The organism is Exiguobacterium sp. s11 (genome assembly GCF_018619015.1).
GTDB classification, from domain to species: Bacteria; Bacillota; Bacilli; order Exiguobacteriales; family Exiguobacteriaceae; genus Exiguobacterium_A; species Exiguobacterium_A indicum.
Genome location: NZ_JACSNF010000007.1, coordinates 1 through 26,800, shown reverse-complemented (window position 1 = coordinate 26,800; position 26,800 = coordinate 1). Strand labels below are relative to the sequence as shown.

The 26,800-nt window shown below is 48.6% G+C and carries 25 protein-coding genes and 2 other annotated features; all 25 genes read right to left on the bottom strand.

Going from position 1 to position 26,800, the window contains the following annotated elements; all coding sequences use genetic code 11:
- Positions 1–52 precede the first annotated feature (52 nt).
- The 25 genes from rpoC to KNQ12_RS16090 all read right to left on the bottom strand — a co-directional run bounded on the left by rpoC (position 53) and on the right by KNQ12_RS16090 (position 26,604).
- The gene (gene rpoC, locus KNQ12_RS16210; protein WP_035399361.1) at positions 53–3,652 is read right to left on the bottom strand and encodes a DNA-directed RNA polymerase subunit beta'; all 3,600 of its coding nucleotides are present in this window, start codon (positions 3,650–3,652) and stop codon (positions 53–55) included.
- 20 nt (positions 3,653–3,672) lie between these two features.
- Positions 3,673–7,230 (bottom strand): DNA-directed RNA polymerase subunit beta, encoded by a 3,558-nt coding sequence (gene rpoB, locus KNQ12_RS16205; RefSeq protein WP_047390625.1) that lies wholly within the window; start codon positions 7,228–7,230, stop codon positions 3,673–3,675.
- Between the two features lie 231 nt (positions 7,231–7,461).
- Positions 7,462–8,058, bottom strand: a complete 597-nt coding sequence (locus KNQ12_RS16200) for a class I SAM-dependent methyltransferase (RefSeq protein WP_214749830.1) — start codon at positions 8,056–8,058, stop codon at positions 7,462–7,464.
- Positions 8,059–8,140: 82 nt separating this feature from the next.
- On the bottom strand, positions 8,141–8,509 hold the full coding sequence (rplL, locus tag KNQ12_RS16195; RefSeq protein ID WP_023466613.1) for a 50S ribosomal protein L7/L12: 369 nt from the start codon (positions 8,507–8,509) through the stop codon (positions 8,141–8,143).
- Positions 8,510–8,585: 76 nt separating this feature from the next.
- Positions 8,586–9,092: a 50S ribosomal protein L10 gene (rplJ, locus tag KNQ12_RS16190; protein WP_023466611.1), complete on the bottom strand. Its 507-nt coding sequence runs from the start codon at positions 9,090–9,092 to the stop codon at positions 8,586–8,588.
- Positions 9,093–9,142: 50 nt separating this feature from the next.
- Positions 9,143–9,294: a sequence feature (ribosomal protein L10 leader region), on the bottom strand.
- A gap of 55 nt (positions 9,295–9,349) precedes the next feature.
- Positions 9,350–10,036 (bottom strand): 50S ribosomal protein L1, encoded by a 687-nt coding sequence (gene rplA / locus KNQ12_RS16185; protein ID WP_023466610.1) that lies wholly within the window; start codon positions 10,034–10,036, stop codon positions 9,350–9,352.
- A 117-nt stretch (positions 10,037–10,153) separates the two neighbouring features.
- On the bottom strand, positions 10,154–10,579 hold the full coding sequence (gene rplK, locus KNQ12_RS16180; protein ID WP_023466609.1) for a 50S ribosomal protein L11: 426 nt from the start codon (positions 10,577–10,579) through the stop codon (positions 10,154–10,156).
- A gap of 149 nt (positions 10,580–10,728) precedes the next feature.
- The gene (gene nusG / locus KNQ12_RS16175; RefSeq protein WP_023466607.1) at positions 10,729–11,280 is read right to left on the bottom strand and encodes a transcription termination/antitermination protein NusG; all 552 of its coding nucleotides are present in this window, start codon (positions 11,278–11,280) and stop codon (positions 10,729–10,731) included.
- A gap of 19 nt (positions 11,281–11,299) precedes the next feature.
- Positions 11,300–11,470, bottom strand: a complete 171-nt coding sequence (gene secE / locus KNQ12_RS16170) for a preprotein translocase subunit SecE (RefSeq protein ID WP_023466605.1) — start codon at positions 11,468–11,470, stop codon at positions 11,300–11,302.
- Between the two features lie 44 nt (positions 11,471–11,514).
- A complete protein-coding gene (rpmG, locus tag KNQ12_RS16165; RefSeq protein ID WP_023466603.1) occupies positions 11,515–11,661 on the bottom strand; it encodes a 50S ribosomal protein L33 in 147 nt (48 codons plus the stop codon).
- Positions 11,662–11,817: 156 nt separating this feature from the next.
- The gene (sigH, locus tag KNQ12_RS16160) at positions 11,818–12,459 is read right to left on the bottom strand and encodes an RNA polymerase sporulation sigma factor SigH (RefSeq protein ID WP_023469884.1); all 642 of its coding nucleotides are present in this window, start codon (positions 12,457–12,459) and stop codon (positions 11,818–11,820) included.
- A gap of 187 nt (positions 12,460–12,646) precedes the next feature.
- On the bottom strand, positions 12,647–13,177 hold the full coding sequence (locus KNQ12_RS16155) for an NYN domain-containing protein (protein WP_035399363.1): 531 nt from the start codon (positions 13,175–13,177) through the stop codon (positions 12,647–12,649).
- On the bottom strand, positions 13,174–13,938 hold the full coding sequence (gene rlmB, locus KNQ12_RS16150) for a 23S rRNA (guanosine(2251)-2'-O)-methyltransferase RlmB (RefSeq protein ID WP_035399377.1): 765 nt from the start codon (positions 13,936–13,938) through the stop codon (positions 13,174–13,176). The genes KNQ12_RS16155 and rlmB overlap by 4 nt, the downstream gene beginning before the upstream one ends.
- 85 nt (positions 13,939–14,023) lie before the next feature.
- Positions 14,024–14,428, bottom strand: a complete 405-nt coding sequence (locus KNQ12_RS16145; protein ID WP_023466600.1) for a Mini-ribonuclease 3 — start codon at positions 14,426–14,428, stop codon at positions 14,024–14,026.
- The gene (gene cysS, locus KNQ12_RS16140; protein ID WP_055966755.1) at positions 14,425–15,822 is read right to left on the bottom strand and encodes a cysteine--tRNA ligase; all 1,398 of its coding nucleotides are present in this window, start codon (positions 15,820–15,822) and stop codon (positions 14,425–14,427) included. The genes KNQ12_RS16145 and cysS overlap by 4 nt, the downstream gene beginning before the upstream one ends.
- On the bottom strand, positions 15,776–16,495 hold the full coding sequence (epsC, locus tag KNQ12_RS16135; RefSeq protein ID WP_255343794.1) for a serine O-acetyltransferase EpsC: 720 nt from the start codon (positions 16,493–16,495) through the stop codon (positions 15,776–15,778). Before epsC ends, cysS begins: the two co-directional genes overlap by 47 nt.
- Positions 16,496–16,504: 9 nt before the next feature.
- Positions 16,505–16,723, bottom strand: a binding site (T-box leader).
- Positions 16,723–18,171, bottom strand: coding sequence for a glutamate--tRNA ligase (gene gltX / locus KNQ12_RS16130; protein WP_214749827.1), 1,449 nt, complete (start codon positions 18,169–18,171; stop codon positions 16,723–16,725). It overlaps the preceding feature by 1 nt.
- A gap of 43 nt (positions 18,172–18,214) precedes the next feature.
- On the bottom strand, positions 18,215–18,697 hold the full coding sequence (gene ispF, locus KNQ12_RS16125) for a 2-C-methyl-D-erythritol 2,4-cyclodiphosphate synthase (RefSeq protein ID WP_029343079.1): 483 nt from the start codon (positions 18,695–18,697) through the stop codon (positions 18,215–18,217).
- A 2-nt stretch (positions 18,698–18,699) separates the two neighbouring features.
- Positions 18,700–19,383, bottom strand: a complete 684-nt coding sequence (ispD, locus tag KNQ12_RS16120) for a 2-C-methyl-D-erythritol 4-phosphate cytidylyltransferase (protein WP_023466592.1) — start codon at positions 19,381–19,383, stop codon at positions 18,700–18,702.
- 132 nt (positions 19,384–19,515) lie between these two features.
- Positions 19,516–20,601, bottom strand: coding sequence for a PIN/TRAM domain-containing protein (locus KNQ12_RS16115; protein ID WP_023466590.1), 1,086 nt, complete (start codon positions 20,599–20,601; stop codon positions 19,516–19,518).
- Between the two features lie 127 nt (positions 20,602–20,728).
- Positions 20,729–22,105: a DNA repair protein RadA gene (radA, locus tag KNQ12_RS16110; RefSeq protein WP_029343076.1), complete on the bottom strand. Its 1,377-nt coding sequence runs from the start codon at positions 22,103–22,105 to the stop codon at positions 20,729–20,731.
- A gap of 76 nt (positions 22,106–22,181) precedes the next feature.
- Positions 22,182–24,629 carry an ATP-dependent Clp protease ATP-binding subunit gene (gene clpC, locus KNQ12_RS16105; RefSeq protein ID WP_214749824.1) on the bottom strand — a complete coding sequence of 816 codons (2,448 nt, stop codon included), beginning with the start codon at positions 24,627–24,629 and terminating at the stop codon, positions 22,182–22,184.
- Positions 24,629–25,702, bottom strand: a complete 1,074-nt coding sequence (locus KNQ12_RS16100) for an ATP--guanido phosphotransferase (RefSeq protein ID WP_023466586.1) — start codon at positions 25,700–25,702, stop codon at positions 24,629–24,631. Before KNQ12_RS16100 ends, clpC begins: the two co-directional genes overlap by 1 nt.
- Positions 25,695–26,123 carry a hypothetical protein gene (locus tag KNQ12_RS16095; protein WP_023466580.1) on the bottom strand — a complete coding sequence of 143 codons (429 nt, stop codon included), beginning with the start codon at positions 26,121–26,123 and terminating at the stop codon, positions 25,695–25,697. The genes KNQ12_RS16100 and KNQ12_RS16095 overlap by 8 nt, the downstream gene beginning before the upstream one ends.
- 25 nt (positions 26,124–26,148) lie before the next feature.
- Entirely contained in the window at positions 26,149–26,604 is a 456-nt protein-coding gene (locus KNQ12_RS16090; RefSeq protein ID WP_023466578.1) for a CtsR family transcriptional regulator, read from the bottom strand.
- Between the last annotated feature and the right edge of the window lie 196 nt (positions 26,605–26,800).

The following is a 26,800-nucleotide window of genomic DNA, read 5'->3' as shown; positions in this document are numbered from 1 at the left end:
GTTGGCAACACTATATCATAGTAGCACCGCCATACCGGCGTGTCAAGGCGTTTTATTCTACCGGAGAATCGGCTTCTACAGGTGCTTCGCCAGCTACTTCGAGATCGATTTGACGGTAACGTGCCATCCCAGTACCAGCTGGAACCAACTTACCGATGATGACGTTCTCTTTCAAGCCGCGAAGGTAGTCGCTCTTCCCTTTAATCGCTGCATCCGTAAGGACACGAGTCGTTTCTTGGAACGACGCAGCCGATAGGAATGAATCTGTTTCAAGTGACGCTTTCGTGATACCGAGAAGAACTGGTTTCGCCGAAGCGAGAGCTTTCCCGTTACGGAGCGCTTCTTTACAAGCTTCCTTGAACGTGCTGATATCGACGAGCGAACCTGGTAAGAGTGAAGTCTCACCAGACTCGATGACGCGTACGCGACGGATCATTTGGCGAACCATGACCTCGACGTGTTTGTCACCGATCTCAACCCCTTGCATCCGGTATACTTTTTGAACTTCTTGGAGCAAGTAGTTCTGAACGCCGGATACACCTTTAACGTTCAAGAGTTCTTTCGGATCGATCGAACCTTCCGTGAAGACTTGACCAGCTTTGACCTCGTCCCCGAGCTGAACACGTAGACGCGAACCGAATGGGATCGTGTATGTGCGTGTTTCGCTGAGTCCTTGGACCGTCAATTCACGTTTGTCACGCGATTCCGTGAAGTCGATGACTTGACCATCGATTTCCGAGATGACCGCTTGACCTTTCGGGTTACGCGCTTCGAACAACTCTTGGATACGCGGAAGACCTTGTGTGATATCGTCCCCGGCAACCCCACCTGTGTGGAAGGTACGCATCGTAAGCTGCGTTCCTGGCTCACCGATTGATTGTGCCGCGATGATACCGACAGCTTCGCCGACTTCGACGTCGTTGCCTGTTGCCAAGTTGCGTCCGTAACATTTCTTACAGACACCATGGCTTGTGTTACATGTGAAGGCAGTACGGATCTCAACGTTGTCGACACCAGCGTCCGTGATGGCACGCGCGAGGTCTTCATCGATGAGTTCGTTCGTCGAAACGAGGACTTCTCCTGTTTCTGGGTGAACGACGTTTTCGAATGCAGTACGGCCGACGAGGCGGTCGTAGAGGCTTTCGATTTCTTCCGTTCCTTCACGGAGTGCTGTGACGCGGATACCACGATCCGTTCCACAATCATCTTCACGGATGATGACATCTTGAGCGACGTCAACGAGACGACGAGTCAGGTAACCTGAGTCAGCCGTTTTCAAGGCTGTATCGGCAAGACCTTTACGTGCACCGTGTGTCGAGATGAAGTATTCCTGTACCGTTAGACCTTCACGGAACGATGATTTGATCGGGAGCTCGATGATCCGTCCACTTGGAGCGGCCATGAGTCCACGCATACCAGCGAGCTGCGTGAAGTTCGACGCGTTACCACGGGCACCGGAGTCACTCATCATGAAGATCGGGTTGAGACGGTTGAGGGATTTCATCAGACGAGACTGAATTTCATCCTTCGCATCATTCCACGATTTAACGACGCGCTCATAGCGCTCGTCTTCTGTGATGAGACCACGACGGTACGATTTCATGACGCGGTCGACATTGTCCTGCGCTTCAACAAGAATTTCTTGTTTATCTGGAAGAACGATGATGTCCGCGATCCCTACCGTGATACCGGCACGAGTCGAGTGTTTGAATCCGAGGTTTTTCATGCGGTCGAGCATGCGGCTTGTTTCTGTCGTCTCAAACCGTTTGAAGACTTCCGCGATGACATTTCCAAGGAATCCTTTTTTGAACGGGTCGATGATCGGACGGTTCTTCAGTTCTGCCGCGACATCTGTTCCTTTTTCAAGGAAGTACTTGTCTGGCGTCGCTTCTTGAAGGTTCGTCATCGTTGGTTCGTTCAAGTAAGGGAACGTCGTTGGGAGGATCTCGTTGAAGATCAACTTACCGACTGTTGTAATCAATAATTTCTCGTTTTGCTCTTCCGTGAATGTCGGGTTTTTCAGAACGCCGGCTGGAATCGCAACACGTGTATGGAAGTGCGCATAACCGTTTTGGTAAGCGATGAGCGCTTCGTTCACTGTCGAGAAGATTTTACCTTCGCCGATCGCGTTTTCGCGCTCGAGCGTGAGGTAGTAGTTACCGAGGACCATATCCTGCGATGGTGTAACGACAGGTTTACCGTCTTTCGGGTTCAAGATGTTTTGTGCAGCGAGCATGAGAAGACGTGCTTCTGCTTGTGCTTCTGCCGAAAGTGGTACGTGAACCGCCATTTGGTCACCATCGAAATCGGCGTTGTACGCCGTACATACGAGTGGGTGAAGGCGAATCGCGCGTCCTTCGACGAGCGTTGGTTCGAATGCCTGGATACCGAGACGGTGAAGTGTCGGTGCACGGTTCAAGAGAACCGGATGCTCACGAATGACTTCTTCGAGGACATCCCAGATTTCAGGTTGAACGCGCTCGATTTTCCGTTTCGCACTCTTAATGTTCGGTGCGATGCCACGAGAGACGAGTTCTTTCATGACGAACGGTTTGAAGAGCTCAAGGGCCATTTCTTTTGGAAGACCACATTGATACATCTTCAGGTTTGGACCAACGACGATAACCGAACGACCAGAGTAGTCGACACGTTTACCGAGCAAGTTTTGACGGAAACGTCCTTGTTTCCCTTTCAACATGTGTGAAAGTGATTTAAGTGGACGGTTACCTGGTCCAGTGACTGGACGACCACGACGACCGTTATCGATCAAAGCATCGACTGCTTCTTGAAGCATCCGTTTTTCATTCTGAACGATGATGTTCGGAGCGCCAAGGTCAAGAAGACGCTTGAGACGGTTGTTACGGTTGATGACGCGGCGGTACAAGTCGTTCAAGTCAGACGTTGCGAAACGTCCGCCATCGAGTTGAACCATCGGACGAAGTTCCGGTGGGATGACTGGAAGTACTTCAAGCACCATCCATTCTGGATTGTTGCCTGAGTTACGGAACGCATCGAGGACTTCAAGGCGTTTGATCGCACGCGTACGACGTTGTCCTTGAATCATACGAAGCTCTTCACGTAATGCAGCGACTTCTTTATCGAGTTCCACGTCACGGAGCAATTTACGAACTGCTTCCGCACCCATTTCAGCAGTGAACGAACGACCGAACTTCTCACGATATGCACGGTATTCTTTCTCTGAAAGGAGTTGTTTCTTCTCAAGTGTCGATTCGCCTGGATCTGTGACGACGTACGACGCGAAGTAGATGATCTCTTCTAACGCACGCGGTGACATGTCGAGGACGAGTCCCATACGGCTAGGAATTCCTTTGAAGTACCAGATGTGCGAAACCGGTGCTGCGAGCTCGATGTGACCCATGCGCTCACGACGGACTTTCGACTTCGTGACTTCAACGCCACAGCGGTCACAAATGATTCCTTTATAGCGGATCCGTTTGTATTTACCACAGTAACATTCCCAGTCTTTTGTTGGACCAAAGATACGTTCACAGAACAAACCGTCTTTCTCCGGTTTGAGTGTACGATAGTTGATCGTCTCCGGCTTTTTCACTTCCCCGAAAGACCATGAACGGATCTTTTCGGGGGAAGCGAGGCCGATTTGCATATATTCAAATCTATTAACATCTACCAAGGGGTGGACCTCCCTTTCGCTTATTCCTCTTCAGTAACAACTGGTGCGACAGGCGCTTGAACTTCTTCGAGTGCTGGAGTCGCGTTCGGGATATTGTCCTCGTCTTCGTCGCGCATTTCGATTTCTTCATCATCAGCAGACATCATCTTGACGTCCATACCGAGGGATTGAAGCTCTTTAATGAGGACTCGGAACGATTCCGGTACGCCCGGTTGTGGTACATTCTCACCTTTAACGATTGCTTCGTACGCTTTAACACGACCGATCGTGTCATCCGACTTGATTGTAAGGATCTCTTGGAGCGTGTAGGCTGCGCCGTATGCTTCAAGTGCCCATACTTCCATCTCACCGAAACGCTGACCACCGAACTGGGCTTTACCACCGAGCGGTTGTTGTGTAACGAGTGAGTATGGTCCTGTCGAACGTGCGTGAAGTTTATCATCGACCATGTGAGCAAGTTTAATCATATACATGACACCGACAGAGATGCGGTTATCGAACGCTTCACCCGAACGACCATCATAAAGGACAGTCTTCGCGTCGCGATCCATACCTGCTTCTTCAATCGTTGCCCAAACATCTTCCTCACGCGCACCATCGAATACCGGTGATGCGACTTTGATGCCGAGTTGACGTGCTGCCATCCCGAGGTGAAGCTCGAGCAACTGCCCGATGTTCATCCGTGATGGAACCCCAAGTGGGTTCAACATGATGTCAATTGGCGTACCGTCTGGCATGTACGGCATGTCTTCTTCTGGAAGGATACGCGAGATAACACCTTTGTTACCGTGACGACCCGCCATTTTGTCACCCTCGTGAATCTTACGCTTCTGAACGATGTAAGCACGGATCAACTGGTTGACACCAGGTGAGAGCTCGTCCCCATTATCGCGGTCGAAGATTTTGACGTCGAGGATGATTCCATCACCACCGTGTGGTACACGGAGAGATGTATCACGGACTTCACGTGCTTTTTCACCGAAGATTGCATGAAGAAGACGTTCTTCCGCTGTCAATTCCGTTACACCCTTCGGCGTAACTTTACCGACGAGGATATCGCCGTCCTTGACTTCCGCACCGACACGGATGATTCCGCGATCGTCGAGGTTTTTCAAGGCATCATCACCGACGTTCGGAATATCACGTGTGATTTCTTCCGGTCCGAGTTTCGTATCACGCGACTCACATTCGTATTCTTCGATGTGGATCGATGTGTAGACGTCGTCTTTAACAAGACGCTCACTCATGATGACAGCATCCTCATAGTTGTAACCATCCCATGTCATGAAACCGACGAGTACGTTGCGACCAAGCGCAAGTTCCCCACCGTCCATCGATGGACCATCTGCAAGGATCTCGCCTTTATCGACTGGGTCGCCTGCTTTGATGATTGGTTTTTGGTTATAACACGTTCCTTGGTTAGAACGGATGAATTTTTGAATCTTGTAACGGTCGAGTTCACCTTCAACGATGTTGCCATCGACTTCCGTCGTACGACGGACAAGGATTTCACGCGCCGTGACACGCTCAGCGATCCCTGCGTGCTTCGCAACGACAGCGGCTCCTGAGTCTTTCGCAGACACGTACTCCATTCCTGTACCGACAATCGGAGATTCCGGGTTCAGAAGTGGGACGGCCTGACGTTGCATGTTCGCTCCCATGAGGGCACGGTTCGAGTCATCGTTCTCAAGGAACGGGATACAAGCCGTTGCGGCAGATACAACCTGCTTCGGCGAAACGTCCATGTAATCGACACGTGCTGGTTCGACAGACAAGTTTTGTCCACGGAAACGTGAAAGGACGTGTGAATCTTGGAACGTCTTCTCTTCCGTCAACAACATGTTTGCCTGTGCGACGACGTAGAGATCCTCTTCGTCAGCAGTCATGTAGTGGATTTCATCCGTGACGACGCCCGTTTCCGGATCGACACGACGATATGGCGCTTCGATGAAGCCGTACTCATTGACCTTCGCGTACGAAGACAACGAGTTGATCAAACCAATGTTTGGTCCCTCTGGCGTTTCGATCGGACACATACGGGAATAGTGCGAGTAGTGTACGTCACGAACTTCGAAACCAGCGCGCTCACGTGTCAAACCACCAGGTCCGAGTGCTGAAAGACGACGTTTGTGCGTCAATTCCGCAAGCGGGTTCGTTTGGTCCATGAACTGAGACAACTGCGAGCTACCGAAGAACTCTTTAATCGATGCGATAACCGGACGAATGTTGATCAATGCCTGTGGCGTGATCGCATTCTGGTCCTGAATCGACATCCGTTCCTTAACGACACGTTCCATCCGTGAGAGACCGATCCGGAATTGGTTCTGGAGCAGCTCACCAACTGAACGGAGACGACGGTTACCAAGGTGGTCGATATCGTCTGTCGTACCGACTTCATGCAACAAGTTGAAGAAGTAGTTGATAGAAGCAATCATGTCAGCAGGCGTGATGTGCTTGATGTCACGATCGATGTTACCGTTACCGATGATATTGATGATGCGTTCACCTTCAGCATCGTCCGGTGCGAACACCTTGATTGACTGTAAGTTGAAAGCCTCACCCTGCGTTACGCCGCCTGTTGGCGTCGCTTCGATGTAACCAACGGATCCTTCGAGGAATGGAAGGACTTTATCGAGCATACGACGATCAAGGACCGTTCCTGCTTCCGCGATGACTTCACCTGTCTCAGGATCAACAAGCGTTTCCGCAAGTTTTTGACCGAAGAGACGGTTCTTAAGATGAAGCTTTTTATTGATTTTATAACGACCAACGTTTGCCAAATCATAACGTTTCGGGTCAAAGAAGCGCGATACGAGCAACGCTTTTGCGTTTTCGACTGTCGGCGGCTCTCCCGGACGTAGACGCTCATAAATCTCAATGAGGGCTTTTTCCGTTGATTCCGTATTATCTTTTTCAAGTGAATTCCGGAGGTACTCATCATCACCGAGAAGATCGATGATTTCCTGATCCGTACCGAAACCAAGAGCACGTAAAAGAACCGTTACTGGAATCTTACGCGTGCGATCAATGCGAACATAAACGATGTCTTTCGCGTCTGTCTCGAGCTCGAGCCATGCACCACGGTTTGGGATGACTGTCGCGGAGAATCCACGCTTACCGTTCTTATCTAACTTATTGTTGTAATAAACACTTGGCGAACGAACAAGCTGCGAAACGATTACGCGCTCCGCTCCATTGATGATGAATGTTCCCGACTCCGTCATAAGCGGGAAGTCACCCATGAAGACTTCTTGTTCTTTCAATTCACCCGTCTCTTTATTTTGAAGACGGACTTTAACGCGTAGTGGTGCCGAATAGGTCACGTCGCGCTCTTTCGATTCATCGATCGAATACTTCGGCTCTCCGAGCGAGTAGTCGATGAATTCTAATACGAGATTCCCTGTGAAATCGGAAATCGGCGAAATGTCATGAAACATCTCACGAAGACCTTCCCGCAGGAACCACTCATACGAATTCGTTTGAATCTCGATTAAGTTTGGAAGTTCCAATACTTCGCTGATACGTGCATAGCTTCTTCTCTGACGGTGACGACCGTACTGAACAAGTTGACCAGTCAACTGATTCACCTCTCAGACCCACTTCTTCTTATAGAGAAGGACGGGTGTAATATCGAACATTGAAGCCATTTTTTGATTGATAAGCGCAAAAAAGCGACGTCTTGTCTACTCAATCATCTGTAGTCGAGAACGCCAGCTGCTTTCAAACATCTTATCCAAAAATCACTCCAATGGCATTTTATAATACTATCATAGACACAACATGCGGTCAACGACAAATCCTTCGATTTGTCAAGACCGAATTGATTTAAATATTGAGTACCCTTTATCGCGGGTAACTGTCTCACACATACCGAATACGTCTTCCATCAATTTCTTCGCTGATGGTCCACCTTGTTTCTTTTGAATGACGACCCAAAGCTCGCCGCCGACGACAAGGTGATCATACGCTTCCCGGAGAATACGATGAACGACCGTTTTTCCCGCCCGAATCGGTGGATTCGTCACGATCGCTGCGAATGTCGATTCGCCTACCCCATCATACCCGTCACTCACACCGATCGTCACGGAAACACCGTTCGCGCGCGCATTGTCTGCCGCTAGTTCGAGCGCCCGTTCATTGACATCGATCAAGTGTGCCGGACGACCCGTCGACTTCGAAAGCGCGATGCCCATCGGTCCGTATCCGCAACCGACATCCAAGATGTCTCCCGTTACAGTCGGTTCCGTAAATGCCTCGATCAACAGACGGGAACCAAAATCGATTCCGTTCTTCGAAAAGACACCATGGTCCGATGTAAAGCGGAGCGTCTGACCGCGCAGAACATATTCCCACGTCTTCGGATCTCGTTTCGATGAAGGGTCATTCGTATAATAATGATCCGCCATGTTTCCTTCCCCTCTCATGTAAAAGATGAAAACAAAAGAAGCTCGCAATGCGAGCTTCTCTTGTTTCTACGGAAGAAGAAAATTACTTAACTTCTACAGTAGCGCCAGCTTCTTCAAGCTTAGCTTTCATTGCTTCAGCGTCTTCTTTCGAAACGCCTTCTTTAACTGGTGCTGGAGTTCCGTCTACGAGAGCTTTCGCTTCTTTAAGACCGAGACCAGTCAATTCGCGAACTGCTTTGATGACGTTGATTTTACCAGATCCAGCGTTAGTAAGGATAACGTCGAATTCAGTTTGCTCTTCAGCTGCTGCGCCTGCGCCAGCACCTGCAACTGCTACTGGAGCTGCTGCTGATACGCCGAATTCTTCTTCGATTGTTTTTACGAGTTCGTTAAGTTCAAGAACAGTCATGCCCTTGAGGTCTTCGATAAATTGCTCTTTGTTGAAAGCCATTATGGTTTTCCTCCTTTGATTTAGCCCACGTTGGGGTGTGAAAATTGTGTTGGTTGCCTATCCCGCTAAGCAGAAATTAAGCAGATTGTTCTTCTTTTTGCTCTGCGATTGCGTTCGTTGCCACCGCGAGTCCACGGATTGGCGCTTGAAGCACGCTGAGGAGCATCGAAAGGAGACCTTCGCGTGATGGAAGTTCCGCAAGGGCTTTGACATCTTCTACTGAAGTGACTTTGCCTTCGATGATACCACCTTTAAGTTCGAGAGCCTTGTGCGTTTTAGCGAAGTCGTTCAAGATCTTAGCTGGCGCGATAACGTCTTCATTGCTGAAGGCGATCGCACTAGGACCTGTGAAGACTTCATCAAGACCTTCGAGGTTGCTTTGAACTGCCGCGCGGCGGAGGAGACCGTTTTTGTAAACTTTGAATTCAACGCCCGCTTCGCGGAGTTGTTTACGAAGTTCAGTGACTTCTTCTACTGTGAGACCACGGTAGTCGACGACAACTGTTCCTGCGCTCGCTTGGAGTTTCTCAGCGATCTCAGATACGAGATCCGCTTTGACAGCGATAACTTTTTCGTTTGCCATTTCTGTTGCACCTCCTGGTAGATGAAATGTACCGGTGCGAGGGGCTGCTCGATTTCAAATAAAAAGCCTCCGTCTGCAGAGCAGAGGAGGCGTAATCGTCAAAAAGGATACCTGAACAAACAGGCTCTCTGAGCAAGAACACCTCGGAAGGATTTATGCCCATGTGAGCACCTTCTGTCTACGGTATGTCGAAATATATCAACGTTTTATACTGTAACAGCGTTCTTAGAACGTTGTCAAGTTCGTTTTAGACGAAATTATTTCGCGAAGTCAGCTGAAGATACTTTTACACCAGGACCCATTGTAGAAGCGATCGCGATGTTCTTAAGGTATACACCTTTAGCAGTAGCAGGCTTAACTTTTACGAGAGTTTCGATAACTGTGTTGATGTTCTCAACGAGTTTCTCGTTATCGAATGATTTTTTACCGACAGGAACGTGGATGTTACCTGATTTGTCGACACGGTACTCAACTTTACCAGCTTTGATATCGTTGATTGCTTTTGTGACGTCAAATGTAACTGTACCTGTTTTCGGGTTTGGCATGAGGCCTTTTGGTCCAAGAACGCGACCAAGTTTACCAACTTCACCCATCATGTCTGGTGTCGCGACGATAACGTCGAAGTCGAACCATCCTTGTTGGATTTTGTTGATGTACTCAGCATCACCAGCGTAATCTGCTCCAGCAGCTTCCGCTTCTTTTAATTTCTCACCTTTCGCGAAGACGAGAACTTTTTGTGTTTTACCAGTACCGTGTGGCAATACGACTGCTCCACGGATTTGTTGGTCTGCTTTCTTCGGATCTACTCCGAGACGAACAGCCAATTCGATAGTCTCATCGAATTTCGCAGTTGCAGATTTTTTAGTCAAATCTACAGCTTCTGCGAGTTCGTATGAAACCGTACGATCGATAAGCTTAGCAGCTTCTTTGTACTTCTTACCCATTTTAGGTTCCTCCTTTGTGGTTGTGCGGAAAATCCTCCCACATAATGAAAGGGTAGCAGGCTTCAAGAAACTATCCGCCTGCGACCCTCATCGTTGTTCATGGTAATCAAAAAGACATTAGTCTTCGATTACGATACCCATAGAACGTGCAGTACCTTCAACCATCAACATTGCTGTTTCAACAGATGATGCGTTAAGGTCTGGCATTTTTGTTTCAGCGATTTCACGAACTTTGTCACGTTTGACAGTCGCTACTTTCTTACGGTTCGGTTCACCTGAACCACTCTCGATTCCAGCTGCTTTCTTCAAGAGAACTGCTGCTGGAGGAGTTTTAGTGATGAATGTGAATGAACGATCTTCAAAAACCGTGATGACTACAGGGATAATCAAGCCGGCTTGGTCTTGTGTACGAGCGTTGAACTCTTTACAGAAGCCCATGATGTTCACACCTGCTTGACCGAGTGCCGGTCCAACTGGTGGAGCTGGGTTTGCTTTGCCCGCAGGAATTTGAAGTTTTACGAGTTTCATAACCTTCTTCGCCACGAGACACACCTCCTTAATTCTTTAATGTGGTTTAATTGGACGTTGCGCGTCCTCCCACTCATTCTATTCGACGAGTTATTTATCGAAATAAGCACAACATCAAACACGAAAAATTGTATCATTAAAACAAAACATTCGCAATAGGAAACTTAATCGATTTTATCGACCTGTGCGAAATCAAGCTCGACCTTCGTTTCGCGACCGAACATATCAACAGAGACTTTCATTTTCTCAGCGTCTGTATCAAGCTCCTCGATCGTACCTTCGAGATTTTCGAAAGCTCCTTCTTTGATTCGGACGATTTGTCCGAGTGAGAAGTCGTAACGGCTCTTCAGATCGACGAGACCCATTGATCCAAGGATGTTTTCTGCTTCTTCCGGAAGGAGTGGTGTCGGTTTTGAACCGCCGCCGACTGATCCGAGGAAGCCTGTGACGTTCGGAGTATTCCGGACGACATACCAAGAATCATCCGTCATGACCATCTCGACGAGGACATACCCCGGGAAGATCTTGACTTCACGTTCCTTGATTTTCGTTTCTCCCTTTTTGTTCGTTACTTCTTCTTGTACTGTTTCAATCGGAACGAGTACACGGAAGATTTTTTCGTCCATGTTCATGGATTCAATCCGACGTTCAAGGTTCGCCTTGACGTTGTTTTCGAATCCGGAATACGTTTGGACGACAAACCATTGTTTCTCCATGGTAGGCCACCTCTTCTTTTTACTTAATCAACCAGCTCATCAATGCGCTAAGCCCTGAATCGACGCCGAAGATGAAGACACCCATGAAGATCACCATACCGATGACCGTCAATGTGTATTTCGTCAGCTCTTTCCGTTTTGGCCAGCTCGTCTTTTTCAATTCATTCCATACGTCACGCAAAAATTTCATCGTACTTTCCCTCCAGGATGTAATAAATCGGGACAGATGAAGCCTTATTTCGCTTCTTTATGAATCGTATGCGCGTTACAACGACGGCAGAATTTCTTCAATTCCAAGCGGACAGTGACGTCCTCTTTTTTCATCGTCGTATAGTCGCGGGCACCGCAATTATCACAAGCAAGGCCTACTTTCTTCGCCATCTCAAAGCCCTCCTTCTTTGCCACTCTTCTCTTCTGTTGTGTTACTTTCCTTCCCAAAAAAGAGCGTAAAAAAAAACGCCTATGAGCGGCGTCTCGCTAGTAAGGCGCTAGTTATACAGTAGCATAGGAAGGGATTACGGTCAATCTACCTCTCTGTTAGACCGTCATCTTTCGTGCTTCGAGGTAACGTTCAAGCTTCCGCTTGACGCGTTGCAAGGCATTATCGATCGATTTGACATGACGATCGAGGTCGTCGGAGATTTCCTGATACGTCCGTCCGTCAAGATAGAGCGCGAGGACTTTTCGTTCGAGATCACTCAGAATCTCCTCCATCTTTGATTCGATGTCTGCGTATTCTTCCCGGTTGACGATCAAGATTTGTGGATCAGAAGGTGCTGTCGACGTGATGATATCCAGTAACGTCCGCTCTGATTCATCGTCATAGATCGGTTTATCGAGCGAGATGTACGAGTTTAACGGGATATGTTTCTGACGTGTTGCTGTCTTAATCGCAGTGATCATCTGTCGCGTGATGCATAATTCGGCAAATCCTTTAAACGAGGCGAGCTTATCCGTTCGGTAATCTCGTACCGCTTTATAGAGACCAATCATTCCTTCTTGAATGATATCTTCTCGGTCTGCCCCAATCAAAAAATAAGAACGGGCTTTGGCGCGTACGAAATTTCGATACCGCTCGATCAAAAATTCGAGCGCATCGCTGTTATCGAACTCTTTCGCTTGTTCTACAAGCGCTTCATCGGTCATGCACTCAAACTGGTCGAACGAAACCAAACTCATCCTGTATCCCTCCAAGCATCATTGACGAATAGTTCAATTGTTTTTAATTATACAATAATTACCTGTCGCACGACAATGAAAATTGGCATGACCTCTTTTGTTGTATCCAAAATGTATCTTTTCTATAAAAAACCACCGTTCTTCCGAATAAAGGAGAACGGTGGATCGCTCATGCGAATGGTTCATATCATGTATCTGAATTCTTTCGGCGACGAATCGCTTCGAGACGTGCGAGGACGTCTTCCGGTAAATCAATCTTCGAGCGCGGTTGAGCCGCTGTCTTCGCGGACGTCGTCTGTTGTTTGATGACGGCAACTGCCGCTTTCCATTCACGCCGGAGTTCCTGCGCCGATATACGGAGTGCGCCAAGCGTGAAGATGACCCACTGCTCCGTGTAATCATTCGTCGCTACTGTTAGCTTGACCCGAATATCCTGTAACCAATCAGCAGCTGTCTTTTCAATCCATTCATCTGCCGTTTCGTTCTCCCGTGTATAGACGATCTCGATTCCACTTTTTTGCATCCGAGACTCACGGCCCGGTTGCAGATAGGCATCAAAGACGATCGTAACGCTGATCCCTGTGACGGCTTGGTACTCCGCCATCGCATGAATCAACCGTTCCCGTGCTAATTCAAAGTCTTGCTCCCGCAACGTCCTAAATTCTGGCCATGCGCCAATGATATTGTAGCCATCTACGATGAGACGATCATATTTCATCGCGCATACGGCTTTCTAGTCCGGTAGACTTCATATAATAATAGCGAAGCCGCCACCGATGCGTTGAGCGACGTGACATGTCCTGCCATCGGGAGGTGGACGAGGAAGTCACATTTCTCACGGACGAGCCGGCTCATTCCTTTTCCTTCACTTCCAATGACGATTCCGAGCGGCATCGTCCCATCGAGTGTCCGGTAGTCGTCACTTTCACGTGCATCCGTTCCCACGAACCAGATGCCTTGTTTCTTTAAATCCTCCATCGTCCGAGCGAGGTTCGTCACGCGAACGACCGGGATATGTTCAATCGCGCCTGTTGATGCTTTCGCAACGACTTGTGTCAATCCGACTGAGCGACGCTTCGGAATAATGATCCCGTGTGCCCCGACAGCATCTGCCGTCCGCAAGATTGATCCGAGATTGTGTGGATCTTCGAGTTCATCAAGCATGATCAAGAGCGGTGTTTCATCCTTTTGACGTGCAAGCTCGAAGATATCTTCCATCTCGGCGTACTCATACGCAGCAACCGCTGCGACGACACCTTGGTGATTTTCCGTTCCAGCTAAACCGGTTAACCGTGAGCGTGGTACGAGCTGGATTTGGATGCCCGCTTCCTGCGCCATCGCATGGATGACGGCAAGCGGTCCTTTTTGTTGTCCTTCCTGCAAGAACAGCTTGTTCATCTCTCGTCCACTCCGCAATGCCTCTAGGACCGGATTACGACCTGACAAGAAATCTTGTCCTTCTTCAAGCGGTTCGATCACGACGGGCTGTTCCTTGACTGGAGCGGCTTTTCGTTTCTCTTGTGCTGGGCGCTGTGCCTTCGTTTTCGGCTTCGCACCGGTAGCCTTAGGATTCGTCTGTTTTTTCGGCTTCGAGTAGTTCGAACGCTTGTCCGATGAGTTCTTCAAGGCGATCCCCTCCTTCTGAAAGATAAATATAACCGAGCAATGCTTCAAATGCTGTCGCGTAGCGATACGTGTGGACGTCCGTGCTCTTCGGGACAGAACCGGATTTCGCGTTCTTTCCGCGCCGGACGACCGCTGCCTCTTCTTCCGTCAACGCATCCGTGTTCAACCAGTGCGTCACGACCGTCGCTTGTGCTTGAGCCCGAACGTACCGGACAGCTGCTTTATGCAACTCGCCCGGCTTCACATAACCTTGTTCGAGCAATCGCTCCCGCACACGAATCTCATAGACGACATCGCCCATGTACGCTAACGCGAGTGCATTCAGTTGTTTGTAGTTCTTCATCCGCGCTTCCACCGCATCCCTTGCGCTGTGTCTTCCAGCAAGATGCCTTGATCACGCAGCTGATCGCGGATTGCGTCCGCTCGTGCGAAGTCACGATTTTGACGGGCTGTGTTCCGCTCTTCGATCAACTGTTCGACTTCTTCATCGAGTAAGCCTTTGTCGACTGTCAACGTGACACCGAGGACATCTGATAATTCCGAGAAGAGTGCGAGGAACTGTTCGAGCACCTGTTTCGACACATGTGCTTCTCCGAGGTACAAGTTGGCTTCTTTCGAGAGATCGAATAAATCCGTCACAGCGTTCGCTGTATTAAAATCATCATCCATCGATGTGATGAAATGTTCCTTGATCGCCGCTAGACGATTCAACCACTTCTCGTCACCTGTTCCGAGATCAGCCGTCATGTCAAGGCGGTGTTCGATGTTTGCGACCGATTCCCGAATCCGTGCGAGACCATTCGCTGCTTGATCGATCAGTTCACGACTGTAGTTGATCGGGTGACGATACTGAACCGATAACATGAAGAAACGTAACACCATCGGATCAACCGCTTGGATCGCTTCATGGACCGTCAAGAAGTTACCGAGCGACTTCGACATCTTCTCGTTTTCGATGTTCAAGAACCCGTTATGCATCCAGTAGTTCGCGAATTTCTGTGAGTTGCATGCTTCAGACTGGGCGATCTCATTCTCATGATGCGGGAATTTCAAGTCTTGTCCACCAGCATGAATGTCGATCGTCTCCCCGAGATATTTCTTCGCCATCGCCGAGCACTCGATGTGCCAGCCTGGTCGCCCTTCGCCCCATGGACTTGTCCATGCCGGCTCTCCTGGTTTTGCTGCTTTCCAGAGCACGAAATCAAGCGGATCTTCTTTTTTCTCTCCGACTTCGATTCGTGCGCCTGCGCGCAATTCATCGATCGACTGTTGGCTCAATTGACCATAATCCTTGAAACTACGCGTCCGGAAGTAGACATCCCCGCTTGATGCGTAGGCATTGCCTTTTTCGACGAGGACTTCGATGAAGGCGATGATATCGTCCATCGTTTCCGTGACGAGTGGATGGATATCCGCTTTTTGGACATTCAAGGCGCCCGTATCCGCGTGATACGCCTCGATGAAACGTTTCGTCAACGCATGATAGTCTTCTCCGAGTTCGTTCGCTGTCCGGATGATCTTATCATCGACGTCCGTGAAGTTCGAGACATATTTAACTTCGTATCCGCGGTATGTGAAGTAGCGACGGACCGTATCGAAAACGATGGCTGGACGCGCGTTCCCGATATGAATGTAGTTGTAAACCGTCGGGCCACAGACATACATCTTGACCTTTCCTTCTTCTAATGGTTTAAATGGTTCCTTTTTTCCGGTCATGCTGTTGTACAGTTGAATCATGACGTCGCCCTCCTTTAATCCGTTCAATTTCTTGTTTTAATACTTCTAGTTCCATTTCAATCCGCTCTTGGCATTCGCTGACCGGATCCGGGAAACGATGATCAAGTGGTGCTTCGACCTTCATGCCGTCTTGAATGACGACACGTCCCGGAATGCCGACGACAGTCGCATTGGGAGGAACGTGTTTTAAGACGACGGAACTAGCACCGATTTTTGAGTATGCCCCAATCGTGATATCACCAAGGACACGGGCACCGGCAGAGACAAGTACGCCGTCTTCAATCGTAGGATGACGCTTTCCTGTTTCTTTCCCCGTTCCGCCGAGTGTCACGCCTTGAAACAACGTGACGTCATCCCCAATGATCGTCGTCTCACCAATGACGACACCCATCCCGTGGTCAATAAAGAATCGGCGTCCAATCGTCGCTCCTGGATGAATCTCAATGCCTGTCAAAAAGCGACTGAACTGCGAAATTAATCGACCGAGTAAGCGAAACTTTGCGTTCCAGAGTCGATGGGCCAGGCGATGCATCCAAATCGCATGTAAGCCCGGGTATGTCAAAATGACTTCTAACGTGCTGCGGGCAGCTGGATCTTGCTCAAACACATTGCGGATATCTTCTCGTATCCGTGTCATATACGTTCTCCTCTCCATAAGAAAAAGCGCCTCTATGCATTGCTGCACAGAGACGCTAACGAAGCGCGGTCCCACTCTGTTTGGACGATTGACTCGTCCCTCTCGACGTCCGTTAACGCCGGAGATACGTCTGCGCCTACTCTCACGGATTTCGGGCAGCACTCAGAGGGGCATTTCATGATTCGCTTCTTCAAGCCCTCGCACCATTCGAGCTTGTCTCTGGAGAAGAAGACGCATCGTTACTTTCCTCGTCTACGCTTTCGTTATTCTGCTTCAAGCCGTGCAAGCACACGGTCTTTTCCTAGTAATTGAATCGTGTTCGGGAGTTCTGGACCATGCGTCTGTCCTGTCGTCGCGACACGAATTGGCATGAATAAATTCTTTCCTTTTTGACCAGTCGCTTTTTGCGTCGCTTTGATCGATGCTTTAATTGCTTCTGGTGTCCACTCTTCGAGAGCGCGTAACTGGTTCGCGAATTCTGCAAGTACAGTCGGAACCGTCTCGCCACTCAAGACAGTGTTTGCCTCTTCATCATACACCACTTCGTCCTCAAAGAACATCTCTGAAAGCTTGACGATTTCCGCGCCATGCGTCATCTGTTCGCGGTATAACGCAACGAGATCACGTGCCCAAGCGAGCTCTTCTTCTGAAGGTGACGCTTCGACGCGACCTGCTTCTTGTAAGAACGGAAGACTGGCTTCGAATACTTCTTCGAACGATTGATGTTTCATGTACTGGCTGTTGATCCAAGCCAATTTGTTTTGGTCGAAGACAGCTGGACTCTTCGACAGACGATCCGCGTCAAAGATTTCGATGAACTCTTCTTTCGTGAAGATTTCTTGTTCACCGACTGGTGACCAACCGAGAAGCGTGATGAAGTTGAGCAATGCTTCCGGGAGATAACCGAGCTCTTTATACTGCTCGATATACTGAATGATCGAGTGATCACGCTTCGAAAGTTTCTTGTGTGATTCGTTGACGATCAATGTCATGTGACCGAACGTCGGGTATTCCCAACCGAACGCATCATAGATCATCATCTGTTTCGGTGTGTTCGAAATATGATCATCCCCACGAAGAACATGGCTGATCGCCATTAAATGATCGTCGATGACGACGGCAAAGTTGTACGTCGGAATGCCATCTTTTTTGACGATGACCCAGTCACCGAAGTCTTTTGATTCGAATGAGACGTCGTCTTTAACGATATCATTCCATGTATACGTGACATCTTCCGGTACACGAATCCGAATCGACGGCGTGCGACCTTCTGCGCGGAACGCTTCTTCTTGTTCTGCTGTCAGGTTACGGTGCGCTCCTGAATAACGTGGTGCTTCTCCGCGTGCGATTTGTGCTTCGCGTTCTGCTTCGAGCTCTTCCGATGTCATGTAGCAACGGTAAGCAAGTCCTTTTTCAAGTAACTCGTCCGTGTACTTTTGGTAGATATCGAGACGCTCCATTTGTGAATAAGGACCGTAATCGCCACCGCGACCCGGACCTTCGTCCCAATCGACACCGAGCCACTCGAGGTTCTTCATTTGACTCTCGACACCGCCTGCGATGTTCCGCTTTTGGTCCGTATCCTCGATTCGTAATACCATCTTACCGCCTAAGTGGCGCGCAAACAGATAGTTAAATAATGCAGTCCGGGCATTCCCGATATGCAAGTGTCCTGTTGGACTTGGGGCGTAACGTACTCGTACTTCTGCCATTGCCAATCACTCCTTCGACTAAAATTCGCTTATCTAGTATACCTTATTCTTCGATTCGTTTCAGTAGAATCACTGCTTGACAAGCGATTCCCTCTTCTCGTCCCGTAAAACCTAACCATTCCGTCGTCGTTGCCTTGACATTGATCTGTTCAATGTCTGCTTCAAGTAATTCCGCGATCCGCGCACGCATCGTGTCGATGTACGGACGAAGCTTTGGCGCCTGTGCGATGACTGTCGCATCTAGGTTGCCAAGCTCATACCCTTGTTGTTTAACGAGCGCGTAGACATGCTGCAGCAATTTTGCTGAATCGGCATCCTTGAATTCCGGATCCGTATCCGGAAAATGTTTTCCGATATCCCCTGCTGCGATTGCACCAAGTGCCGCGTCGGCAATCGTATGTAACAAGACGTCTGCATCCGAGTGACCGAGCAATCCTTTCGTGTGCGGAATCTCGATGCCGCCTAAAATCAATTTCCGATCTTCTGCAAAGGCATGTACATCAAAACCTTGTCCAATTCGAATCATCGTCATTTCCCTCGTTTCATTAGAATCGCTTCACCGAACCACAAATCGTCCGGTGTCGTCATCTTGATATTTTCGTAGTGACCGTGGACGATCGTTACTTTTCCTCCGTCCCATTCTATCAAACTTGCATCATCGGTTCCTAGGTATTTCGTTGCCGCTTTTTCGTGAACCGTACGAATCGTCGCAAGATCAAACGCTTGTGGTGTCTGGGCTGCCATCAGGTGTTCCCGCGGGACGGTCTCGCTGATGTGATTCGCTTCAATCCGTTTGACCGTGTCTTTAATCGGCACGGCAAGAATCGCCGCTTTGTCTAGGACTGCCGCTTGGACGACCGCATGAATCGCTGCTTGTGAAATGAACGGTCGGGCACCATCATGGATCAGAACGATCCCTTCGCCTTCTAACGCCTCAAGACCACGGAGAACACTTTCCTGACGTTCGGCACCACCCGCGACAAGTCTAATCGATGTCTTATAAGACGCGATAATACTTGTAAACCATTCTTGTTCTAGTGGATTGATCGCAAGGACAATTTCCGTACATGCCGGATCTGCCTCGAAGACATCCAGTGTCCAAGCGATGATTGGACGGTCTCTTAGTTCAAGCATCAATTTATTACGATCTGCGCCCATCCGCTTACCGGCACCGGCAGCGGGGATGACGACGCGATATGTGGCTGTAGACATCCCATTCCCTCTTTTCTCTCTCACTGATCATCGTGATCCATTCCATCACACCGAAAACGGACTCGATCATGAAATCGAATCCGTTACGGGGTCTATCCGAATGCCTCTCGATGTCTCTCTAGGCATAGTGTCTCATTTTTCTTGTGGTTTCGCAAAAATCATTCGTCCAGCTGATGTCTGCAAGACACTTGTGACGACAACGCCAATCGTTTTCGAAATCAGATGTTTTCCGCCTTCGACGACGACCATCGTCCCATCTTCGAGATAGGCAATGCCCTGTTTTTGTTCTTTTCCTTCCTTGATGACAAGAACGGTCATCTCTTCTCCTGGAATGACGACTTGTTTGACGGCATTCGCCAGGTCATTGATGTTAAGAACAGGAACATGTCGGACTTCACAGACTTTATTCAAGTTATAGTCGTTCGTGACGACGATCCCTTTGACGAGTTCCGCGAGTTTGATCAGCTTAATATCGACTTCCGGTACATCCTCGAAATCGCCATCATAAATTTCGACTTCGACTCCAGGAATCTCTTGTAACTCTTTTAAGACATCGAGTCCACGACGTCCACGGTTTCGTTTCAACGTATCGGAAGAATCGGCGATGTACTGCAACTCACCGATGACGAATTGCGGGACGATCAGTTTTCCTTCGACGAAACCGGTCTTCGTGATATCCGTAATTCGTCCGTCGATGATGACGCTCGTATCGAGTACCTTGCTGTTTGATTTAACTGGGACGACGACTTCTGGCGTCGCCTTTTTCTCACTTTGGTTACTACGTAAGAAGATTTTCGTCAATTCATGACGTTTACGATACCCGACCGTAAAGCCAAGATATCCGAATAACGCGGTCACGAAGATCGTTAAGACGTTACTGAGGACAGGAATACCTACCAAATCAATCAATGTACTGACGAGGAAGGCAAGTACCAACCCAATCAACAAACCAAATGTTCCAAAAAAGAGATCTGCTACTGGGGCTTTGACGAGTCGTTCTTCTAAAAATCGGAGAAGTCGAATTACCGAATCCGTAATGAATAATCCAATTAATAAGAATATGAGTGCACCAATCGTTCCAGTTACGTATTCGCTCATCAACCATGCAGGGAATGTCGTATTCGTTGCCGTCTCAATTAATTGGAAGAACTGAGGAAGCAACAAGATCCCGAGGGCAAGTCCGAGTAATGCAAAAAATACCCGAATGACGATTTTCAATCTTCTCACCTCCTTTGCTTATTTTAAGTTCATTGTAACATGTACTGATTTGAACTACCTACGCCGGAAGGAGGGGAAACTGTTTACATATCCATTACAGTTCCCCCATTTTTTGCGTCATTCCAGCTTAAAACGGAATGGTTTCACGTAATGCTTCGTCCACACTCTCGACACCGACGACCGTAATCCCGTCCGGATACGTCCAACCCCCTAAGTTGTTTTTCGGAATGATTGCCCGTGTGAAACCGAGTTTGGCTGCTTCTGCTACACGTTGTTCAATCCGCGATACACGACGAACCTCACCTGTCAATCCGACTTCACCAATCACGACATCCGTCGGACGCGTCGGCTTGTCACGGAAACTGGAAGCAATCGCAACACAAACCGCCAAGTCAATCGCGGGTTCATCCAGCTTCACACCCCCGGCTGCCTTAAGGTACGCATCTTGTGTCTGAAGGAGAAGACCCGATCGTTTCTCAAGGACCGCCATCAATAAGGCAACCTTGTTCTGATCGATTCCGGTCGCCATCCGTCTAGGATTCCCGAATGACGTCGGTGAAATCAGTGCTTGCAGTTCGACGAGGACCGTCCGTGTCCCTTCCATCGAAGCAACAATCGTTGAACCGGATACACCGGACGTCCGCTCCTCGAGGAAAATTTCTGACGGATTCAAGACCTCTTCAAGACCAGACTCCCGCATCTCAAAAATTCCGATCTCATTCGTTGAACCAAATCGGTTTTTGACGGCACGCAGAATCCGGAACGTATGGTGACGTTCGCCTTCGAAATACAAGACAGCATCCACCATGTGCTCCAGTAAACGTGGTCCAGCAATCGAACCCTGTTTCGTGACGTGACCGACGATGAAGATCGCAATACCGCGACTCTTCGCAATTTTCATCAGCATCGCCGTACATTCACGTACCTGTGTCACGCTCCCGGGTGCAGACTGGATTTCATCGATGTAGACGGTTTGAATCGAGTCGATGATTAAAAAACGTGGCTGTTCTTCATCGACGACACGTTCAATCATGTTCATATCCGTCTCACTCAGGACGAACAAATCCTGTGTCGGTAAGCCAAGCCGTTCCGCGCGTAATTTCGTTTGTTTGAGCGATTCTTCTCCTGAGATGTAGAGCACTTTTTCGCCACGTTGTGCAAGACGTGCGCTCGTCTGCAGTAAGATCGTCGACTTCCCGATCCCCGGATCTCCTCCAACAAGCACCATCGAACCTGGAACGATACCGCCTCCGAGGACACGGTCGAATTCACCACTTCCGGTAAAGACGCGACTCTCTTCTTGCGAGACGATGTTCGCGAGGCGCTCTGGCTTCAATTGTTTTGTTGTCGTATGAACGAAAGCGGCACCGCGCCGCCCTTTTTTCTCTTCGACGACTTCTTCGACCATCGTGTTCCATTCTCCGCATCCAGAACAACGTCCCATCCATTTCGGTGATTCGGTCCCACAGCTTTGACAAACGAATTTTGTTTTTAACTTAGCCAATCGATTCATCCTTTCTGTTTCAAAAAAAGAACCAGCTTCGCTCAGAAAGTGCGAAAGCTGGCCCTGTGCTCAGTGCTTATTCCGTTGCGACAGAACTCACGTGATTCCGGCGAACGATGAATTCGTTCTCTTCGACATCAAGCGCAACACGTTCTCCTTTTTGGATATCGCCTGCGAGCAATGCTTCTGACAACCGGTCTTCCGCTTCCCGTTGAAGGGCACGACGGATTGGACGTGCACCGTACTCTGGATCGTATCCGATATCGGCAATCTTCGAGAGGGCAGCTGGTGTCAATTCGAAATGAATTTCCTGTTCAGCCAAACGTTTTTCAAGGGTTTTCGCCATCAACTTCACAATCTCTTCGATGTGTTGTTTCTCGAGTGAGTGGAAGACGATCGTTTCATCAATTCGGTTCAAGAACTCTGGACGGAACGCCCGTTTGAGTTCTTCCATGACTTTATCTTTCATGTCTTTGTATTCGCGATCCGTATCTTCAGAAACAGCGAATCCGACATATTTATTACGTTTAAGGGCACTTGCACCGACGTTCGATGTCATGACGATGATCGTGTTACGGAAATCAACCGTCCGACCTTTCGAGTCTGTTAAGCGTCCATCATCAAGTACTTGCAAGAGAATGTTGAAGACTTCCGGGTGCGCCTTCTCGATTTCATCAAGTAAGATGACTGAGTATGGTTTCCGGCGAACTTTTTCCGTTAATTGACCGCCTTCTTCGTAACCGACATATCCTGGAGGTGAACCGACGAGACGGCTCGTTGCATGTTTCTCCATGTACTCTGACATGTCGATCCGGATGATCGCATCCTCATCTCCGAACATCGCTTCGGCAACCGCACGGGCGAGTTCTGTTTTACCAACCCCAGTAGGACCGAGGAAGATGAACGAACCAATCGGACGTTTTGGATCTTTCAGTCCAGCACGTGCCCGACGGATGGCTTTTGAAATTGATTTAACGGCTTCATTTTGTCCGATGACACGATCGTGAAGGATTTCTTCGAGGCGAAGGAGACGATCCGTCTCTTCTTCCGCGATCTTCGTGACCGGTACACCTGTCCAGTTGGCAACGACTTGTGCGATGTCATCTTTTGTGACTTCAAGTTTTTCGTTGCCTTGTTTATTCTGCCATTCCTCTTTCAAACGCTCAAGCTCATCGCGTAATTTTTGTTCCGTATCGCGGAGGCTTGCTGCTTTTTCGAACTCTTGGCTTTGGACCGCTTCGTCCTTGTCCTTGCGGATGCCTTCGAGTTTTGCTTCGACTTCTTTTAAGTTCGGTGGTGCTGTGTATGAACGCAACCGAACTTTCGATGCTGCTTCATCAATCAAATCGATCGCTTTATCCGGAAGGAAACGATCCGAAATGTATCGATCCGACAAGGTGACGGCTTCTTGAATCGCTTCGTCTGTGATCGTCACACGGTGGTGTGCTTCATAACGATCGCGAAGACCAAATAGGATTTGTGTTGCTTCATCCGTTGTTGGCTCTGCGACTTGGATCGGTTGGAAACGACGTTCGAGTGCCGCATCTTTTTCGATGTATTTCCGGTACTCATCAAGAGTCGTTGCTCCGATACACTGGAGTTCGCCTCGTGCGAGCGATGGTTTAAGGATGTTCGATGCATCGATCGCACCTTCTGCTCCACCCGCTCCGATCAATGTATGCAACTCATCAATGAAGAGAATGATGTTCCCCGCTTGACGAATCTCATCCATGACCTTTTTCAAACGATCTTCGAATTCACCACGGTATTTCGTACCAGCGACAAGTGTCCCCATGTCGAGTACCATAACACGTTTATTGCGTAACGTCTCCGGTACTTCATTGTTGATGATTTGTTGAGCGAGACCTTCGACGACAGCCGTTTTACCGACCCCTGGTTCCCCGATCAAGACCGGGTTATTTTTCGTCCGGCGGCTTAAGACTTCGATGACACGTTGAATTTCTTTCGCACGACCGATAACTGGATCAAGACGTGTTTCGCGCGCTTGTTGTGTCAAATCACGAGCAAGACCATCAAGTGTTGGTGTTGCGACACCTGAACCTGCTTGCGACGCGTTTGCTGTCGTTTCGCTGTTCCCGAGCAACTGGAGTACTTGCTGACGGGCTTTTGAAAGACTGATACCCAAGTTATTCAAGACACGAGCAGCAACGCCCTCTCCTTCTCTAATCAATCCGAGCAAGAGGTGTTCTGTTCCAACGTAAGAGTGACCTAGTTTACGTGCCTCATCCATTGATAACTCGATGACTTTTTTCGCACGTGGTGTATAGTGAATCGTCGTTGCACCATCTTGTCCGCGACCGATTAATGCTTCGACTTCCATCTGAATTTTATCTGAACTGAGACCGAGTGCTGTTAAGGCTTTCGCAGCGATTCCGTCTCCTTCACGTACAAGTCCGAGTAAAATGTGTTCTGTTCCGATATTGTGGTGCCCCAACCGTACTGCCTCTTCTTGAGCAAGTGCCAATACACGTTGTGCACGTTCTGTGAATCGTCCAAACATCATTATGCAAAACCTCCTTGTGTGTGATCCCTGTTTGTCTGTTCGGTTAACATCGTCCGGATTCGTTTCGCCCGTTCGATGTCCCGTTCTCTAGATGTTAATTGTTTCCCGAAATGCTTTTGTAGAAAACCTGTTTGTAATGAAACGAGCAGTTGATGAAAAAGATTTGGAGGAAGATTGACCTCTAGTCCCAGACTGTCTGCTAAGCGAACATCCGATAGTCGTTCCGTTGCTTCCCGCGCTGTAATCAGTCGAGCTGATGTCAGGATACCGTAGGAACGATATAGTCTGTCCTCTAGTTCTTCTTGATACATCTCCAATAATCCTTTTCGTGCTGCCTGTTCTGCTTCAATTAATGCTTCGACGGCAAATTGATAGTCCGTGATCAGCATATCCTCACTTGCCCCAAGCGTCCGTTGGTTCGAAAGTTGGAACATGCGACCAGAGGCATCGCTTCCCTCGCCGTAACGCCCACGAATCGCGAATCCGAGCTGTCGTAAGTGTTTGATATAGCCTTGAATCTGATTCGTCAGGACCAGTCCCGGTAAGTGCAACATCACGGAAGCACGAAGACCTGTTCCGACGTTACTCGGACACGTCGTTAAATAACCGAGCGTGTCATCAAAAGCAATTTTAAATCGTTCACTGATCAAGCGATCGACTTGTTTTGCGATCCGAAACGCTTCTTCAAGTTGAAGTCCCGGTAATAACGTCTGGATTCGGAAATGATCCTCTTCGTTTACCATGACACTGATCTGCTCATCCTCACTAATGAAGAGTCCTGTCCGCGGATGACTCGCTAACGCTGGACTGATTAGATGCTTTTCTACTAAAGCGGTTCGCGTCAGGACATCTGCTTGATCGACGCGACCAAACCGGAACCCTTTCATCCCGTTTAGTTGGCGTTCTGTCTCTTCAATGAGTGCATTGGCTTGTGCTTCTGACAACATCGTTGAGAACGGGTAACGTGTCGTATTACGCGCCAATCGGATCCGTGTCGAAACGACGATGTCGTCAAAAGGAGAAGATTGATTCATCGATTCGCTTAAAGGGTGTTGGAGCAACTCTTCAAACATGACGCAAATCCTCCTCGACACTCTCAATCTGTTGTTTTATGACTTCTGCTTCTTCATAATCTTCTGCTAAGATTTTGCGGTTGAGCTGTTCTTTGAGTCGACTGAGCTGCTGGTTCAATCGTTTTTCAACGGATTCCTCATCAGGTCGTGAGCCATAATGTTGCGTATGACCGTGTTGGAACTGACGAACCATACCGTCGACTTCGTCTTTAAAAAATGAATAACAAGTCGGGCAACCGACTTTACGAAGATGAAGCAATTGTTGACGGGTCATACCGCAAGACGGACACGCCGTCCCTTGATATTCACGTGCTAACTCCCGCACACAAACCGAGCATAAGAATTTTTCATCGGTTTCCGATTCTTGTGGAAGTTTGACACGGACGATTGCTTCTCGTTCGCCACATCGTTGACAACGCATCGTGCATTCCTCCAATGTCCGACGACTAGAGTCGCTTCATGGTTTGAAGAAGCGTCCGCATCAAGTGGGCACGCATCCGGTGTTGATCTTCGACCGCCATTGGCAAACTCTCTTTTTGCAACAGCGATTGAATCAAAATAGCTTCCCGCCGCGTCAGTAATTGTTCGTTCATCAAACGAATCAAATAATCTTCTGCAGCTTGTTCCGTCAAATGATCACCGATCCATGAACTGACTTCGTCTAATAGATCGTGACTATCGAGCACAACGATTTTTTGAATCCGAATGTATCCGCCGCCACCCCGTTTACTTTCAACGAAATAACCCTTTTCGACCGTAAAACGAGTATTAATGACGTAGTTGATTTGTGATGGAACACAGTCAAAACGTTGTGCAATTTCTTGACGTTTGATTTCAATCGTCTTTTCGTCGTGTAAAATTTGCTTTAAATAGGCTTCGATGATATCTGTGATGTTTTGCATTGGCACCACCTCTCTGACCATCTTTGACTATTGTTTGATTTAATAGTAATCATCTAAAAAAAGAAATGCAACTGATAAGACTTTTTAGAAAACACAAAAAGACCGATCTGCAATCTGCAGATCGGTCAAGTGCCTGGCAACGTCCTATCCTCACAGGGGGAAGCCCCCAACTACTTTCGGCGTTCAAGTGCTTAAC